Origin of the sequence: Sphingobacterium kitahiroshimense (assembly GCF_025961315.1) — a bacterium.
In the GTDB taxonomy this organism is placed as follows: Bacteria; Bacteroidota; Bacteroidia; order Sphingobacteriales; family Sphingobacteriaceae; genus Sphingobacterium; species Sphingobacterium anhuiense.
The window spans coordinates 2282733-2298769 of sequence record NZ_JAOQNK010000001.1 but is presented as its reverse complement, the minus strand read 5'-3'; the positions used below and the strand labels follow the sequence as shown (position 1 = coordinate 2298769).

Below are 16037 nucleotides of genomic sequence, written 5' to 3'. Positions count from 1 at the left end.
AAGGTAAATTACTTAGATTTGCGATATAGGTGTAGATTTTGTAAAACTTACCAGTACAGATATGAAGGCGTATAAATTCGAACTATTTACCAGTACTATAGAAAAAAATATCAAAGATGGTATTTTCAAGCCAGGTCATAAACTGCCTTCCGTTCGTGAGTTGAAAGAACAGTTTAAGATCAGTGTCAGTACAATACAAAATGGGTACGAATATCTGATGATTCATGGTTTAGTGGAAAGTATTCCTAAATCGGGTTATTATGTAAGTTATCAAACAAAAGAAAATGTAGAAGAGTTAAAAAGTGACCGTATTCCAGTCATTAGGGATGCTATATTTAAGGATCATCTTGGACTTACAACTTCTGCGGGAGCAGGAAAGACATTTTCTGAGTTTAATGTAGCTGCTCCTGGAGATTTGCTTGTGCCACAAAAGTTAGTGTTGCGGACAATGCAACAGGTGATCCGGGAGCAGGGGGCAGGTCTACTTCGGTATTATCCTTCAAATGGTTCTGTTGAGTTAAAAGAACATATTATCACACGTGCGGCAGCTTATCGTACTGTTATTCATATGGATGAGCTAATTATTACAGATGGTGCATTGCAGGCTTTATATATTGCTCTGGCTACAGTTTGTTCTTCGGGCGATGTTGTAGCAGTGGAAAGTCCCTGTGTATTTTCGGTACTTGAAGTAATAAGGGTATTGAACCTGAAAGTTATCGAGATTTCTGTAGATCCGGTTTTGGGATTTGATATTAATTTTTTCAGAGAGGCATGCCTTCACAATCCGGTTAAAGCGGCGATTGTAACTTCAAATTTTCATAACCCGACAGGGATATTAATGTCAGATGAACAAAAGCTAGCCTTAGTTACTGTAGCACAATACTATAATGTTGCGCTTATTGAAAATGATATGTATGGTGATCTGAATTTTCATGGACAGCGACCGACTACTTTGAGAAGTTTTGATGTAAGTGGTCTAGTTCTTACTTATTCGTCCTATTCGAAAACTTTGGCTCCCGGTATAAGACTAGGTTGGTTGGCGGCTGGAAAATTTATGCAACGGGCAGAGCAGATTAAATTTTCATTGGGAAGTACCGTTTCTCCTTTATATCAGGAGACGCTAAATAAACTGATGACAGGAAGTAGTTACGATCGTCATATACGTTCCTTTAGAATGCAATTGGCTAAGAATGCCTATAGTACTGTACACTTGCTTTCTGCTAATTTTCCGGACAGTACTTCTATTTTAATGCCAGCAGGAGGCTATAATATTTGGGTAAAGATGCCTGACGGGACAGACATGCTTAAATTTTATAGACAATGTGAGCAAATAGGAGTGAGATTTACTCCTGGGTATACTTTTTCATTTTCGGGGGCGTTCGCAAATTACTTTCGAGTAGTATTTGCAGACAAATTTTCTGTTAAGAAGATAGAAGCGATTATGCTTGCTGGTCAACTAATGCGATAACAACTGTACTGCTTCATGTTGCATAAGCTGTTCTCTTTATTCTTTTGAAAGACTTATACATTTGTGCACACACATTTATGATATCAGTATGAAAATAATAATCAAATTTACTATAGCTACAGAAGAAGGATTGGCAGCTCTTTTAACATTAACGCATGCGATAGCGATAGAAAAGTTTTCAAAACATCTAGAGCTTTCGTTCGTAGAGAAATATATACATGAAAATTTTAGTGATAGCAATTTGGTTGAAGAATTAAATAGCATGTCAAATCAATGGCTCATCGCATACGTCGATAATATACCGGCAGGATTCGTCCAAATTACGTCAAAGGGCGTTAGACCTTCGAGTTTAGACCGTAAACGGGCTATCCGTATTGCCAATTTTGGGATCTTAAAAAAATATTTTAATCTGGGTGTAGAAGAAGCATTACTGGAAAAAAGTTTATCCGTCTGCAGGCCATATGAAGCGGTATGGATCCACGAGTATATTCAAAATCCCTTTATCGGACTTTTTGAAAGTAAGGGATTTGTTAAACAGTCGGAGATAAATCAACTTGATGAATTGCCTTTGAATGCAGTATATTTAATTGCATAATTTATTTAAGAGAATGTTCTTGAAATCTTAAAGGCAGACGTTAAGTTTTGTCTTCTGATTTTATTGACAAGGAAAAAGTATATATCTAATCGCGATCATATACATTAATCACTATTTTTTAGTACCTTATATTACGTTAAATTGCATCTATTCATGTGATTATAAATTTCTTGAATACGATTTGAAAAAAAATGTCCCGAATTACGATCCTCATTTGTCATTAAAATAAATAGTATATTTATTAACCTTAATTAAGAAAAGATGAAAGAGTTTTTATTGTTGATTCGTGAGTCTTCGACTTATGGCAACCTATCGGTAGAAGATATGCAGGCTGATATTCAGGAACATATCAATTGGGTAGAGGAACTGGTTGCAAATGGACATTTTCTAGAAGGAAATCCACTAGAAGCTAATGGAGTTACATTAAAGAAGGATATGATTTCAGATGGTCCATACATCGAGACAAAAGAATGTGTTAGCGGTTACTACAAATTAAGTGTGAAAAGTTTGGAAGAAGCAACACAGCTTGCTAAAAGTTGTCCTGATTTAAAGAATGGTGCAACTTTAGAAATACGGGAGATTATCATTACCGATGAGCAATAAGGACATTGACAAATTAACAGATCATCTTTTCAGGGAATACCATGGAAAGATGATTTCGTTTTTGTCTGCAAAATTTGGATATCAGCAGATCGATAATATTGTTGATGCAGTTCAGGAAGCATTTGAAATTGCCCTAAGTGAATGGAGATATAAAGGAACTCCCAAAAATTGTTTCGGATGGTTAATTTATGTTTCTCAAAATAAATTAATCAATAAAATCAATCGAGATTCGGTTGGAAGCAAGATTCTTAATCGAATTTCGTACGAGGAAGAAGAATCAATTGCGTCACATGAAGCCGAAGATAGTTTACTTCAATTGTTGATCTTCTTTTCTAAAATCAATGTCTCTGACAGAAATAAGTTGATTATATCTTTGTTTTATTTATGTGGATTTGGCTATTCTGAAATATCAAGAGCCATGATGTTACCCGTTGAAACTATTAAAAAGATCATCTTACGAAGTCAGGTTTTAATAAAAAAAATTGCTATTCAATATGAGAAATGTGAATTCGAAAGCTTGCATAATGAGATGCCCCATCTGCTTCATGTATTGTATTTGATGTTTAATGAAGGCTTCAAATCTGCTCAAAAACGAGAATCAATAAAAAAGGATTTATGTTTTGAAGCGATTCGTCTAAGTGTTTTAGTCAAAAAATATCAGGAGGATCATTGTGAATTAAATGCTCTTTTAGCTTTATTTTTCTTTCATGTTTCTCGATTTCCTGCAAGGATTCAAGAAAATGGATGGATATCTATTCAATTTCAAAATCGGACGCTTTGGGATAAAAATTTGATAAGCGAGGGATATGCTTATCTTAATAAAATAGATTTAAGTAAAAATAGGCTGAATAAATATCATTTAGAGGCTTTAATTGCTTCAGTGCATTGTTCTTCACCTAATTATGAAAAAACAGATTGGAGATTGATATCTACCTTGTATTCTCAATTAGAATTTTTAGAGCCTAATGCTATAGCAGTAAAAATAAATAGGGTTATTGCTGAGAGTAATTACTTGCCAATAACTCCATTGATTAAGAAAATGTTTGATTTGGAACCTATGTTAAATGACTTTCTTAAATTTCCATTTTATAGCTCTTTAGCATTTCTTTATGAAAAGGGGGAAAAGAAGGAAATGGCCTGCCATTACTATTGGTGTTCTTTATCATATACCAACAATCAATTTGATAACGAATACATAAACCTGAAATTAAGCCTTCTACATTCGTGATCATAAAAAAAGCCCAACTTCGCTATTGGGCCTAATTTATAATTACTGTAAATATTATGTTTAGAGTTGTCAGCTGGTCATATGATTGTACCGCCCTTCGAGATAAAGTATTTTTTCACACGATCGTATCTTTCCAGATCTATTGGTTTAGATGCACCCGCTATAATACTCGATTTAAAACCTAAATCTAAAGCATCGTTTGCAGTGTAATATACGCAGTAATCAGCAGCCACTCCACAGACAGCTACTTCTGTAACACCTCTACCTTTAAGATAATCACCCATTCCTGTAGATTTTTTTCTACCATTATCAAAAAAACCACTATAGCTATCAATTTCTTTATCCATTCCTTTTCTAAAAATAGCTTCAATTGCATTTGTTGAAAGTCCAGAGACGAATTCAGCGCCTTTAGTTCCTTGTATGCAATGCTCTGGCCAAAGTACCTGATCTAATCCATTTAACATTATTTCTTCAAATGGCTCTTTGCCAGGATGCGAGGTATAAAAACTTTTATGCCCCCTTGGATGCCAATCTTGTGTGGCTACCACAAGATCATACTGTGTCTGTAGCTCGTTAATTTTGTGCACGATTTCATCACCATGATTAACAGCTAAAGCACCTCCTGGTAAAAAATCATACTGTACATCGATTATAATTAAAGCTTTCATAAAGAAAAGTTAAATGTTAGTAAGGATACCTTGATATGTACTATTTTCCCTAATATAAGAAAAATGTTAGTAATTGCTGTTGTTGCTTTATTAAAAGGAAAAAATAATTATTTCGGATTGTTTTATATGGTAAAGCATTCGTTTATGACTCTTTTTCACATCATCACTCCATGTACTCAGATCTTAAAGTTGTTAACTTTATTAGTATATTCCTTGTTTAAAAATTAGGATGAATGTTATAGCATATGTGTTTTAATTTTGAAAATATAGCGTATTTATCAAAACTATAAACGCGACATTATTTAGAAATATTAAATCCATCATTATATTCATGGCATTCTCATTTTGTATCTTTAGAAGATTGTTTAGAAAAAAGAATTGATATGGATCATATTATAAACCACTTTAACCAGTATCTGCCCCTTGATAGCGAGGAGATCGCGGTTTTAACAAACCATATTACGAAGAGAACTATAAAAAGAAGACAGTTTCTTTTACACCAAGGGGATGTATGTAAGTCTTTTACCTACATACAGAGTGGTTGTTTTAAAATGTACGGTATAGATGATAAGGGGGCTGAACATAATCTTGTCTTCGCAGCTGAAGACGATTGGATTTCGGACATAGGTAGTTTACATCGTGAAACTCCTTCGCAGTTATATATAGAAGCAATAGAACCTTCAGTAGTATTACAGATTTCCAAAGGTGATTTATGGTATTTATACACTAATTATCCAAAGTTTGACCGTAATTTCCGTGTGATTATTGAAAATAAATATATTGAACTTCAAAATCGATTATTACAAATGTTTAGTTCTACCGCTATTGATAGGTACGAAAGTTTTATTAATCAATATCCCAATTTAGCAAATAGGCTACCTAATACACAAATCGCCTCTTATTTAGGTATAACTGCAGAATTTTTGAGTAAAATAAAGAACGATAGATTTAGAAAATAACTATACTCTTAAACTAGATTAAGGGTATTTCTTATTATAGCTTATAGGTGTAGGTTGACTATTCATCGCAATTTTGTATTGTCAATAATGACAAACAAATTTTTAACATATAAAACGATGAATACAGTAGATCAACAAGTAAAAGTAGCCGTTATTGGTTTGGGTAATATTGGTAAAGCCATAGCCACTAATCTTGTAAAAGGAAATCACCCGGTTATCCTTTCCTCTAGAGCATTTGAGAAGGCAAGCAATCTGGCGGACAAATTTGGAAATCTTGCCACTGCAGAGGAGATATCCGATGCGATTCATAAAGCTGATGTAATCATTCCTGCGATTTACTTTGATAATATTAAAGAATTTTTGGTGCAGTATGCGACGGAGCTAAAAGGAAAAATTATTGTAGATGTTTCAAATCCAATTGCTCCAGATGGCAATGGAGGTTTTAGAAAAATTATTGATCAACATGATTCTGCAGGTCAGACTCTATTAGCTTTGGTACCTAAAGAAACCAGTTTTGTTAAAGCATTTGGAACTCTAGGTGTACATTCATTATCAGAAGAGGCTTTCGTTACCCCTCAAAATAAAGTGTTATTTTATGCATCGGATAATACTAATAGTAATCAATTTGTTGAAGAATTAATCAAAGCCAGTGGTTTTGAACCTCTTCATATTGGAGGTATCAATCAATCTATTCGCTTAGAAGTATTTGGCGATCTTCATGAGTTCGGAGCACTGGGAAAAACAGTGGTACTTGATGAAGCAAAGGATATTATTGGTCAACATAAAATCTAAAATCATATGATAAAGGCCATGGTGGCGGCAGTGTTTTTTTTTATGTTATTAGCCTGCCAAAATGAAACAAATCAGCGGAATGATTATGCACATATTTCTAAACTTGAAAATTCAACAGTAATGAATAAACAAACAATAAAAGCGGAAATCGAAGATGCTTTGACTATTTATTTTGAAGCCCTGAATAAATCAAATGTCGAGCAGGCCGTCGGTCAATACATGGCTGACGGTATATTTATGCCAACAGGGTTGCCCACAGCAACAGGAACACATGAACTTACAATAGCTTATCAAAATGTTTTTAAAGCAATCCTGCTTAATGTATCCTTTAAAATGGAGGAAGCAGTTATACTTGAAGATAGTGTAGTATTTGTTCGAACTCAATCAAATGGAAGTCAATTGATCCGTGCTAGTGGACAAAAATCTAACGAGTTAAATCGAGAGTTTTTTTTAATGAAAAAAGAAAATAACAAATGGAAGATCGCTCGGTACATGTTTAACCAACCAAAATAGGTACTAGATAGAAAATCGTAATTTAAAATAAAAATCAAAACCCTATAAATTTTCTGATTTATAGGGTTTTGATTTTATGTAATATGGTAAACCGGCGGATTTTTTTTAAAATAATTTTAGCATTTTTATTTGACTATTTATATAATTGAATTGAGAGCCCCTGACTAGTTCCATTTTTTAAATATATTTGAAACAAACTAATTGAAGTCGGCACTTCTGTAACCTTATTTATTTTTACATATAGTATAAGTTTCGGACAATCTTGTTCTTTAAATATCGACAAGATCGTTTCGAATATTGGTTGAACTATAGCGAATATTGAAAATGGTTTATATTAGTTGTTTTAAAAAATGATTTTTATAGGGATGAAAGAATATTGTCTAAAAATTGGTCGCTTGCTGAAATTGAATAGAATTTGGAGCATAATTTTCTGCATTTATTTTTTAACCATATTTGTAAGCTGTGACTCCAGTCAGAAGCCAACAATTTCTAAACATGCAGGTTTGACTTTGGACAGTGTTGCAAAGCATCATTTGTTAAGTTCGATTATAAATTCAACACAGGATAATAATCGGATCAGAGATAGTCTATTTGTCGAGTATGAAAAATCACCCAATTTTAAGCAGAATATTTATTATTGGGCACTCAAAGCACTTAATTTACCCTTTGGTTTCAAAGATGATTCACTGATAAATAGTGTGAATAACATATATATATTACCTAAACAGGTGGATGAGTGGGCTTTAAAGAAATATTTGCTCTTAAAAAGTAAAGCCGACCATACAGATATTAATAGCTCAGAAGTGACTAAGGAGCTTATGAATACGAGAAGTCAGGTGGAGAAATCTAAGTCTGTATTCTTATTTTTATATGACAACATGTTGGCGATGATTTTTTATACTAATCAGGACTCCGAGAATTCTTTACGGTATATTAAATTGTTCAGACAAAATCATCCCTATGCAACATCTGCACGCTTCCTTCAAATGTACTATGATATTCGTTTTATGATCTCCTTAGATCTTGATGGAACTCCTGGGGCTGAGACATATCTGGATAGCTGTCAAGCATTGGCTAGAGAATTGGATGATACATTGGCCTTAATGCGTTCGATTGACTTTGAATCACAATGGCTGAAAAAACAGGGGAAGACAAAAGAAGCTGTTGATCGACATAGGATATATTTTAACTATCTCACCAAAACGAAAGAGAATACGGCGTTAAAACAGTACAATAATTTTGCCGACCTATTCCTTGCTAACAATCAACCTGATTCGGCTATTCTATATGTAAAGAGGGGGATGGAAATCGCTCGTAAAAACAAAAAGGAAACCAAAGATATGACTTCGGTATTGGATATCTTAAGCAAATCTTATGAAAAAAAGGGTGATTATAAACAGGCTTACCTGTATGGTAGAAAACAATATGAAGCATATCTACAGGCCACTGAGGTGATGCAAAAGACAGCGATAGCTGACATTACTGCACGTTATGATGCTCAGAAGAAAGATGAAGCAATTCGATCTCTTCAGGAAAATAATGATTTAAAGAGTAAATTTATTACCCAACAGCGATGGACCTTTATAATTTTCATCATATTGACGATTTTTATTGTCTTTTTTGTTTTCAGCTCCTACAAACAAAAACTCTTCAAGGCTGAACATGATAAATTGTTATTACAACATAAACAACTTGTCTTAGAACAAAAAAATAGACAAAATCAGCTAAATCCTCATTTTATATATAATTCTATTGCCAACTTGCAGGGCTTGATCAGTACCGATAAAAAATTGGAAGCAAATAAGTATTTGGTTACACTAACAAAAGTTATCCGCGATATGTTAGAGTTAAATAGAAAAGATTTTATACCGTTAGAAAAAGAAATAGATAGTCTTAATAACTACGTCAATCTTCAACAAATGCGTTTTAATCACTCTTTTGAATATCATGTCGAAACAGGCGATTTAGACTTAGATAATACACTTATTCCTCCGATGTTAGTCCAGCCCTTTTTAGAAAATGCGATAGAACATGGTCTTATGAGCCTGGAGGATAAAGGTTGTCTACAAGTTAGGTTTTACCAAACTAAAGGTACGCTACATATTGAGATTACTGATAATGGAGTGGGAGTGGCGGAAAACTCACAGATAAATAAAAAGAAAGAATCTTTATCTCAGGTAATAACCGAGGAGCGTATTGAACTGCTATTTGGAAAGGATAAGCATGTTGCAGGTATGCGGAAACATCCGAATTTTAAACAGGACGGAACAGGTTATCAAGTTGAAATATATTTCCCATTAACTCTGAATTTTGATTAGATTATGTTAAAGATTTATGTACTCGAAGACGAGGCGAATATACTTCGTTATATCCAATCCATTTTGGATGAAATACCCTATGTGCGGATGGTTGGAAGCTCGTCTAATATCAAAAAGGCCGAGATCGAAATTCCGAGAGAATTACCGGACCTTATCTTATCAGATATACAGTTAAAAGATGGTCTCAGCTTAGCATTATTAGCCAATCTTAATTTAGATGCTAATATTATATTTATAACTGCTTTTAACCAATATGCTATTGAAGCGCTTAATCTTGGCGCTATTGGTTATCTGACAAAACCGATCGATCCAAGTTTACTCATGGAGAAGATTGAACAATGCTATAAAAAGACGACAGAATTTACGCTAAACCAATTACAGCTCAAGATTGCAGAAAGTCATCTTAAACATCCGGCTACTCCAAAAAAAATAGCACTTCGAACCTTTGAATTTACACAGATTGTTGATGTAGAGGATATTTTATACTGTTTTAGTGATAAAGGATATACTACTTTTCATTTAAAAGATGGGGTCAATTTAATGGTTTCTAAAGTAATAAAGCATTTTGAAGCGATGTTGCCTCAAGAACAGTTTATACGTTGTCACCAATCTTATCTTATTAATTCCCATTATATCCATAAGTATTTTAAAGACGGGCAACTGGAAATGAAAGATGGCAGGATGATTCCTATTTCAAATCGAAAGCGAGAAATGATTATGCAGTTTATCGAAGGATTGGGATAATTTTATTTTTTGAACAGGTTTAAAATTTAATGTCACCTGTACTTAGATAATGGATTAAAATTTGTGTAAATAGCATATTGTATTTAGTTTGAATCAGCTCACTCTCTGTCGTGAGCAGGTTCGAACGCGATGTATTTAAGTCGTATATACTGATTCTACCTGCCTCGTAACTTTTTAAACTTAAATCAAAAGCCTTTTTAGTGACTTCCAGAACATTAGTTGCTAGTTTATATTGTTTTTGATAATTATCCAGATCAAGTAATTGTTTTGTTAGCTCCTGCTTGATAGTAAGCTGTTCTAATTGTATTTGTTTTGCATTTTCAGCCTGTTGAATCTTATTCTTTTGAACAGCTGTCTTAACCGTATTTTTGTTGAATATTGGTACATTGATGGTCAGACCTATCTGTTGAGAAAAATTATTTTGAAGCTGATTAAATAAAGGAAGTCTTCCAAAACCTGTAGTTAAATTGTTGAAATAAAAACTACCCAATGTCAGACTCGCATCAATCGTGGGGTAAAGCTGGGCTTTTATAGCTTTTTGATCAAATTGAAGTGCCTCACTTAACAATGCATATTTTTTTAATCCAGGGTGTTGTTTTAAATAGGAACTGTATAAATCCGAAGATTCAGAACTTGATTGATGTAACGGTGAAAAAGCCTTAGTTTCCGTATTAATTTCAAAATTTTGATCTGGTTCAATAGCCATTATTTGTTTAAGTTCCAATATAGCTTTATCTATAGTGTAGTGCGCCTGTCTATTTTTTTCGTTCTCACGTTCATAATTAGCCTTTGCTTCGTATAATATAGTAAGCGAAGTGGCTCCGAGGTCAGTTGACTTTTGTACTTTTAAAAGTTGGCTCTCTGCAAAAAATAGAGCTGTATCTACTGATTTGCAGATCTCTTTTTGCAACAATACGTTTAGGTAAGCCTGGATAGTTTTTAGTGTTATTTCTCTTTTGAGTAAAGCTAAGTCTTGTCCGCTTGCTTCCATTTCTCTCTCTGATTTCTTAATGAAATTTTTCAGTTTGCCATTGTTTAAGATCGAATAGGAAGAAGACAAACCTAATGTACTGTTGAAGTTGTCATTTCGTGCATTGTTACCAAAAATATCTTGAGATTGTCCAAAATTGTTGTATAAATTTGTAAATCCATTTAGATTAGGTAGACGTTCATTTTTGTAATTTTTTATATCTAGATTTTTGTCTTCAAGAACTAATTTCGCTTTGTCTAAAGTGATATTCTTTTCAAGTGCAACGGCAATGCATTGGTGTAAGTCAAAAGTCTGTTGTGCGAACAAAACTTTGCCTGTAATGCATGTGATGCCAAGCGTTAGTAATATATATCGAAATAACACAATCATTAATTATCTTGATATCTAAGTAAACTCCTTAATTGACTCAATATTCTTTCAGCAAGTGTTAATTCTTCTGTAACAATATCAGCCGTTCCGCTCAATTCCTTGTCAAATACAATTGTTTTATGATAAGAAGTCTGTAATCCATTGGGCAGTGCTACTTCTATATAGTATTTACTGTCTTTATCTTGAACTAAAGCAATGGATTTGATTTTCCCTTGTACTATACCATATTCCTGGTACTTATAATTATCAAGCTTGATCAATACCTTTTGATTTATTTTTATTTTACCTTGATTCTGCGCTCCTATATGCATTTGTCCTATTGTTATCTGTCTATTGTTTGGCAGTATACTGAGCAGGGTACTGCCCGCTTTCACAAATTGTTTCTCTCCTAAAAATTGGAGATAACTTAATGTTCCATCTATAGAAGCATAGACGAGATAAGTTTTTTCCCATTGTCGTAGTGCTTTTTTGAGCTTTTCAAGTAATAAGATAGAAGCAGATGAATAGGAAGTTTTTTCTTTAACAATATTTACATCTGCACCTGATTTTATTTTTTTAAAGTTTAAAATAGTTTCTTCCAATTGCGCAATTGATATTTCTGTATTTTTGAAATTCCTTTGCGCTTCCAATAATTTTACTTTTTCATTTTCAAGTTCTAGAGCAGCTATCACACCTTCACGATGTAATGATTCGGAACGCTTGTAGTTTTTTTCGGTCAATTGTAACTTACTTGATTCTAATATATGTTGTTGCCTAAGATTTGCAACACGTTCTTTATAATCTGTAATACCTTTAAGGGCCGTTACCTCTTCTGCAGCATAAGGCTGTAGATTGGTAAATAATATCTCTTCCTCCAGCGCCTTGGCAAAGGCATTGTAATCTTCCTGTACTTCACCCAATCTAAAGCTGGAAACAAGTTGTAATGGAAATTTACTAAGTTGTTTCGTCGATAGAGAATCGAGAATCTTCTTTAATTGATATATATCTTGATCATCGGCTGACGACTCCAAAACCATCAGTAAGTCTCCTTTTTTTACTGTTTTTTGATCTTTTGCGATCAACTTTTCAATCCGTGAATCGATCCTAACCTCAATTTTCTCTGGTGGATTTTGAGATGATATAATAATAGTAGATGAAATGAATTCTGGATATTTAATAATGCATGCCAGTAAAAAAAATAAAAGTATTATACCTAACATCACTAGACTTCCCCAACGGATAAGCCAATTTGGCGGTGTTTCTAAAACCTCCTGTACCTGCTCTGAACGCAGATTGATATTGTCCAATATGTTGTCTTTAGTTGCCAAGTTCTAATTGATTTTTTACTAATCGATAATATTCTCCTTTTAAGGATACAAGCTGTTCATGGGTGCCTTCCTCGACCACTTTACCTTTATCTAGTACGATTATTTTGTTTGCATTTTTTACAGTAGATAAGCGATGTGCGATAATCACTGCCGTTCGCCCTTTTAGGAACTGATTCAAATTATCTGTTATAACTTTTTCTGTATTTGCGTCAAGGGCAGAAGTTGCTTCGTCGAAAAATACATATTGTGGAGATTTATAGACTGCACGCGCTATTAACATCCGTTGGCGTTGCCCCCCGCTGATACCTAATCCTTCATAGCCAATTTTTGTATTGTAACTTACTGGCAATGATTCAATAAAATCTTTTATATGTGCGATTTCTACCGCGTGCTTTAATTTTTGCTTATCTACACTAATATTACCCATTGCAATATTATTTGCTATACTTTCATTGAAAATGTAACCATCCTGCATAACAACGCCACAGGATGCACGCCACATACTGGGGGCGATATGGCGTATGTCGGTCTTCCCAATCTTAATTTCGCCTTCATCTGCATCGTAAAACTTTGTTAAAAGTTTCATTAAAGTCGTTTTCCCAGATCCACTGGCGCCTACAATAGCGGTCGTTTTTTCATAGGGAATCAATAGATTCAAATTTTCAAATACAGCATGAGTTGATCCTTTATAGCGAAATGTTAAGTTCGTTACTGAAATATTTTGTTCTGGAATTTCAGACGCATAGTTATTATCCAGACTTTCCTCATCGTCCTTTCCGTGGATTTCATTCAATCGCTCCAGTGCAATTTTAGCATCCTGCGTTTGTCTGATGAAGTTCATAAATTGGATTAATGGACTATTTAGCTGTCCTATGATGTATTGCACAGAAAGCATCATTCCTAATGTCAATTGACCTTCTACCACCAGGCTTGCCGCGATAAAACTGATGAATACATCTTTAAGTTGATTGATAATATTTCCACCTATAGTCTGTATCTGTTCAAGCTTAAGTGCTCTAATTTTAATTCTGAAAACTTTAATCTGAATACCTTCCCATTGCCAACGTTTATTGGTTTCGGCATTATTCATTTTGATTTCTTGCATACCATTGATCAATTCCATGACCTGGCCTTGTTCTTCTGCTAGCTGGGAGAACTGTTTGTAATCTAATTCTCTTCTCTTCTTTAAAAAAAATGCGATCCAAAAGAAATAAAGAACAGCACCTACCAGATAAATAATAAAAAGCTTATAGCTGTAAAATAGAAGAACAACACCAAAAACCAAAAAATTGATCAATGAAAAGAGTGTCTGTAGAGAGTTGTTGGTAAGTAATTGTTCGATTCGACCATGATCAGCGATTCGTTGCATGATATCGGCCGTTACCCTTGAATCAAAAAAGCTAATAGGCAAACGCATCAATTTAATGAAGAAATCAGATACAATAGATATATTGATGCGTGATGATAGGTGCAGTAAAATCCATCCTCGGATCACTTCTATGCCCATTTGTCCAATATAAAGCATAATTTGGGCAAATAACACTAAATAGATAAAATTTAAATCTTGATTCTGAATCCCTATATCAACGATACTTTGTGTCAGAAACGGAAAAACCAAGGACAGTAAACTTCCTCCTATCAACCCTAAAGCCAATTGAATAATAAAGGATTTATATTTAAAAAAATAATGTTTCAGATAGTTTTTGATAGAAAAGGATCTGTCTGAAATGTCTTCTTGTTGATCAAAACGTGCTGTTGTTTCTAGAACCAGTACAATACCTTCTTCTGTTGTATCGGTAGCACCTTTTCCTATCCAGTTCTGTAGAAATTCTTCTTCTGAATAGCTAATTAAGCCGTAACTTGGATCTGAAATATAGATTCGGTAACCCTGACGTTTTTTTTGAATTTTATAGACAACAACGTAATGTTGTTTCATCCAAAACACTACACAGGGAAGTGGTGCGTCTTCAACAAGTGTCTTGAAATCTATTTTTACAGAAAGTGTTTTAAATCCTATAGATTCGGCAGCTTTACTTAATCCCAAAAGACTTGATCCTTCGCGTGTTGTCTCGGACAAATCACGGAGCATCTGGAGGGGTAATATTTTTCCGTAATATTTACTGATAATGCGGAGACAGGTAGGTCCACAGTCTTTGGAATCCGGTTGTTTATAGAATGGAAATTTTGCCATATTTAATTTTTCGGAGCCAATTGTTCAAAACCATAGTACGTTATCGCTTGTTGTTTTAGCGGATTCATAGACCATTCCGACCATTCATTGCTATAGGGGTCATAGCCACATTTTAAGGGTTTGGAAATATCCAAACCTTTTTTATTGTATTGGGAACGTTCTGTAAAAGCCCTGCAATCGGTGCATACATTTCTAAATTCACAATCTTTACAAACCATTATTTCTTCTTTTGTCAGATGCCAATATTCCTGAACCGAATTTTGCTGTAATACTTCTTCTAAAGTCATCTCTTTTATGTTACCAAAAGATTGTGGCATTGCTGGACAGTTCTTGATATTACCATTTATATCGATTCCAATCTTTTTGTGAAGGCAAGAATTATGATTTATAGCCTCTAGAACTTTGGGCATATTTGTATTGAAATAATCTGTGTTTACTTTTCCGCAGGAATTAATAGATAGTGCATCTTCAGTAAAATCAACCATAAATCTGAAACTGGAATTCGATAGCACAGGGACTTTTTCACATTGATAAAATACAAGATGATAAATCCGCTGACTTCGATCATGAACAGCTTGAAGAAAAGCTTCGTTAAGAGCAGTAGAATAGGCTGTAAATATTTCTAAACCTTCTAAAGGTGTATTTTCAAAAGCACGGTCAAAATCGATGATCTCTTGTGAAGATGCTGAACTTCTGCAAAAAACAACCACATGTTTAATATTTAAATTGGTTATAGATTTTATTAATGTTTCTGGTACGGATAGTTTTTCAATTTCTATGAATAAATTGGAAACCAATTGATAGTCATGGTACTCGTAAGATAGTGGGGGAAAATTTCTATCCCAATCGTTTTCCGTAATAAAACCATATTCCTTTTCCAATAAATAATCGAGATATTCTTGGACAATCATTTTGGATTCTGGATCATAATTGTCAAGTACCGATTCAATGGAACTCGATTTTAATTCTTCAATAAGCTCATACAATTCTAACGGATATAATTTGGAAACATTTCTCCCTAAATCGGATATTAGTATACGATTATATCCCTTTGTTATAAAGATGTCAGTATACAAATTAAAAAATCTCATATCAGTCTTGTCAATCGTTTAAATGGTTTTGTCCGTAACAAATAATCTGTTTGATACGTTGAACATTTTAGATAAAGCGATGAACCTGAACTGGAATCTAAATTATTCGAACTTTTACCATCATACAATTCCATGTATTCAAATGTCAGAGGAAGCTTATTCTCTTCTTTTATAATCAGGTCTTTTACTTTTTCTTCCAT

The 16037-nt window shown here is 33.7% G+C and carries 15 protein-coding genes; 9 read left to right on the top strand and 6 right to left on the bottom strand.

Annotated elements, in window-relative coordinates; translation table 11 throughout:
- The first annotated feature begins 61 nt into the window (after positions 1 to 61).
- The 4 genes from M2265_RS10440 (at position 62) to M2265_RS10425 (ending at position 3894) form a co-directional block, all read left to right on the top strand.
- Positions 62 to 1468, top strand: a complete 1407-nt coding sequence (locus M2265_RS10440) for a PLP-dependent aminotransferase family protein (RefSeq protein WP_132771950.1) — start codon at positions 62 to 64, stop codon at positions 1466 to 1468.
- An 88-nt stretch (positions 1469 to 1556) separates the two neighbouring features.
- Positions 1557 to 2063 (top strand): N-acetyltransferase, encoded by a 507-nt coding sequence (locus M2265_RS10435; RefSeq protein WP_132771949.1) that lies wholly within the window; start codon positions 1557 to 1559, stop codon positions 2061 to 2063.
- A 261-nt stretch (positions 2064 to 2324) separates the two neighbouring features.
- On the top strand, positions 2325 to 2666 hold the full coding sequence (locus M2265_RS10430) for a YciI family protein (RefSeq protein WP_132771948.1): 342 nt from the start codon (positions 2325 to 2327) through the stop codon (positions 2664 to 2666).
- Positions 2656 to 3894 carry a DUF6596 domain-containing protein gene (locus M2265_RS10425; RefSeq protein WP_132771947.1) on the top strand — a complete coding sequence of 413 codons (1239 nt, stop codon included), beginning with the start codon at positions 2656 to 2658 and terminating at the stop codon, positions 3892 to 3894. Before M2265_RS10430 ends, M2265_RS10425 begins: the two co-directional genes overlap by 11 nt.
- 77 nt (positions 3895 to 3971) lie before the next feature.
- On the opposite strand, the gene pncA is transcribed toward M2265_RS10425, so the two are convergent.
- Positions 3972 to 4562, bottom strand: a complete 591-nt coding sequence (gene pncA / locus M2265_RS10420; RefSeq protein WP_132771946.1) for a bifunctional nicotinamidase/pyrazinamidase — start codon at positions 4560 to 4562, stop codon at positions 3972 to 3974.
- Positions 4563 to 4945: 383 nt separating this feature from the next.
- Between pncA and M2265_RS10415 the strand changes: the two genes are divergently transcribed.
- From M2265_RS10415 to M2265_RS10395, 5 genes are all read left to right on the top strand, one after another.
- Complete coding sequence (locus tag M2265_RS10415) at positions 4946 to 5521, top strand: Crp/Fnr family transcriptional regulator (RefSeq protein WP_021189816.1); 576 nt, start codon at positions 4946 to 4948, stop codon at positions 5519 to 5521.
- Between the two features lie 117 nt (positions 5522 to 5638).
- Positions 5639 to 6313: an NADPH-dependent F420 reductase gene (locus tag M2265_RS10410; RefSeq protein WP_132771945.1), complete on the top strand. Its 675-nt coding sequence runs from the start codon at positions 5639 to 5641 to the stop codon at positions 6311 to 6313.
- A 6-nt stretch (positions 6314 to 6319) separates the two neighbouring features.
- The gene (locus M2265_RS10405; RefSeq protein WP_132771944.1) at positions 6320 to 6826 is read left to right on the top strand and encodes a YybH family protein; all 507 of its coding nucleotides are present in this window, start codon (positions 6320 to 6322) and stop codon (positions 6824 to 6826) included.
- Between the two features lie 350 nt (positions 6827 to 7176).
- Positions 7177 to 9144 (top strand): sensor histidine kinase, encoded by a 1968-nt coding sequence (locus M2265_RS10400; protein WP_132771943.1) that lies wholly within the window; start codon positions 7177 to 7179, stop codon positions 9142 to 9144.
- A 3-nt stretch (positions 9145 to 9147) separates the two neighbouring features.
- Positions 9148 to 9888, top strand: coding sequence for a LytR/AlgR family response regulator transcription factor (locus M2265_RS10395; protein WP_132771942.1), 741 nt, complete (start codon positions 9148 to 9150; stop codon positions 9886 to 9888).
- A gap of 19 nt (positions 9889 to 9907) precedes the next feature.
- Here the strand turns inward: M2265_RS10395 and M2265_RS10390 are convergent, their stop codons facing one another.
- The 5 genes from M2265_RS10390 to M2265_RS10370 form a co-directional block, all read right to left on the bottom strand.
- Positions 9908 to 11185, bottom strand: coding sequence for a TolC family protein (locus M2265_RS10390; RefSeq protein ID WP_165905960.1), 1278 nt, complete (start codon positions 11183 to 11185; stop codon positions 9908 to 9910).
- A gap of 62 nt (positions 11186 to 11247) precedes the next feature.
- Complete coding sequence (locus M2265_RS10385) at positions 11248 to 12555, bottom strand: HlyD family efflux transporter periplasmic adaptor subunit (RefSeq protein WP_132771940.1); 1308 nt, start codon at positions 12553 to 12555, stop codon at positions 11248 to 11250.
- The gene (locus tag M2265_RS10380) at positions 12545 to 14746 is read right to left on the bottom strand and encodes a peptidase domain-containing ABC transporter (RefSeq protein WP_132771939.1); all 2202 of its coding nucleotides are present in this window, start codon (positions 14744 to 14746) and stop codon (positions 12545 to 12547) included. The genes M2265_RS10385 and M2265_RS10380 overlap by 11 nt, the downstream gene beginning before the upstream one ends.
- Before the next feature lie 2 nt (positions 14747 to 14748).
- Positions 14749 to 15837 (bottom strand): grasp-with-spasm system SPASM domain peptide maturase, encoded by a 1089-nt coding sequence (gene gwsS, locus M2265_RS10375; protein ID WP_243655474.1) that lies wholly within the window; start codon positions 15835 to 15837, stop codon positions 14749 to 14751.
- Positions 15834 to 16037, bottom strand: a complete 204-nt coding sequence (locus M2265_RS10370) for a hypothetical protein (protein WP_165902457.1) — start codon at positions 16035 to 16037, stop codon at positions 15834 to 15836. The genes gwsS and M2265_RS10370 overlap by 4 nt, the downstream gene beginning before the upstream one ends.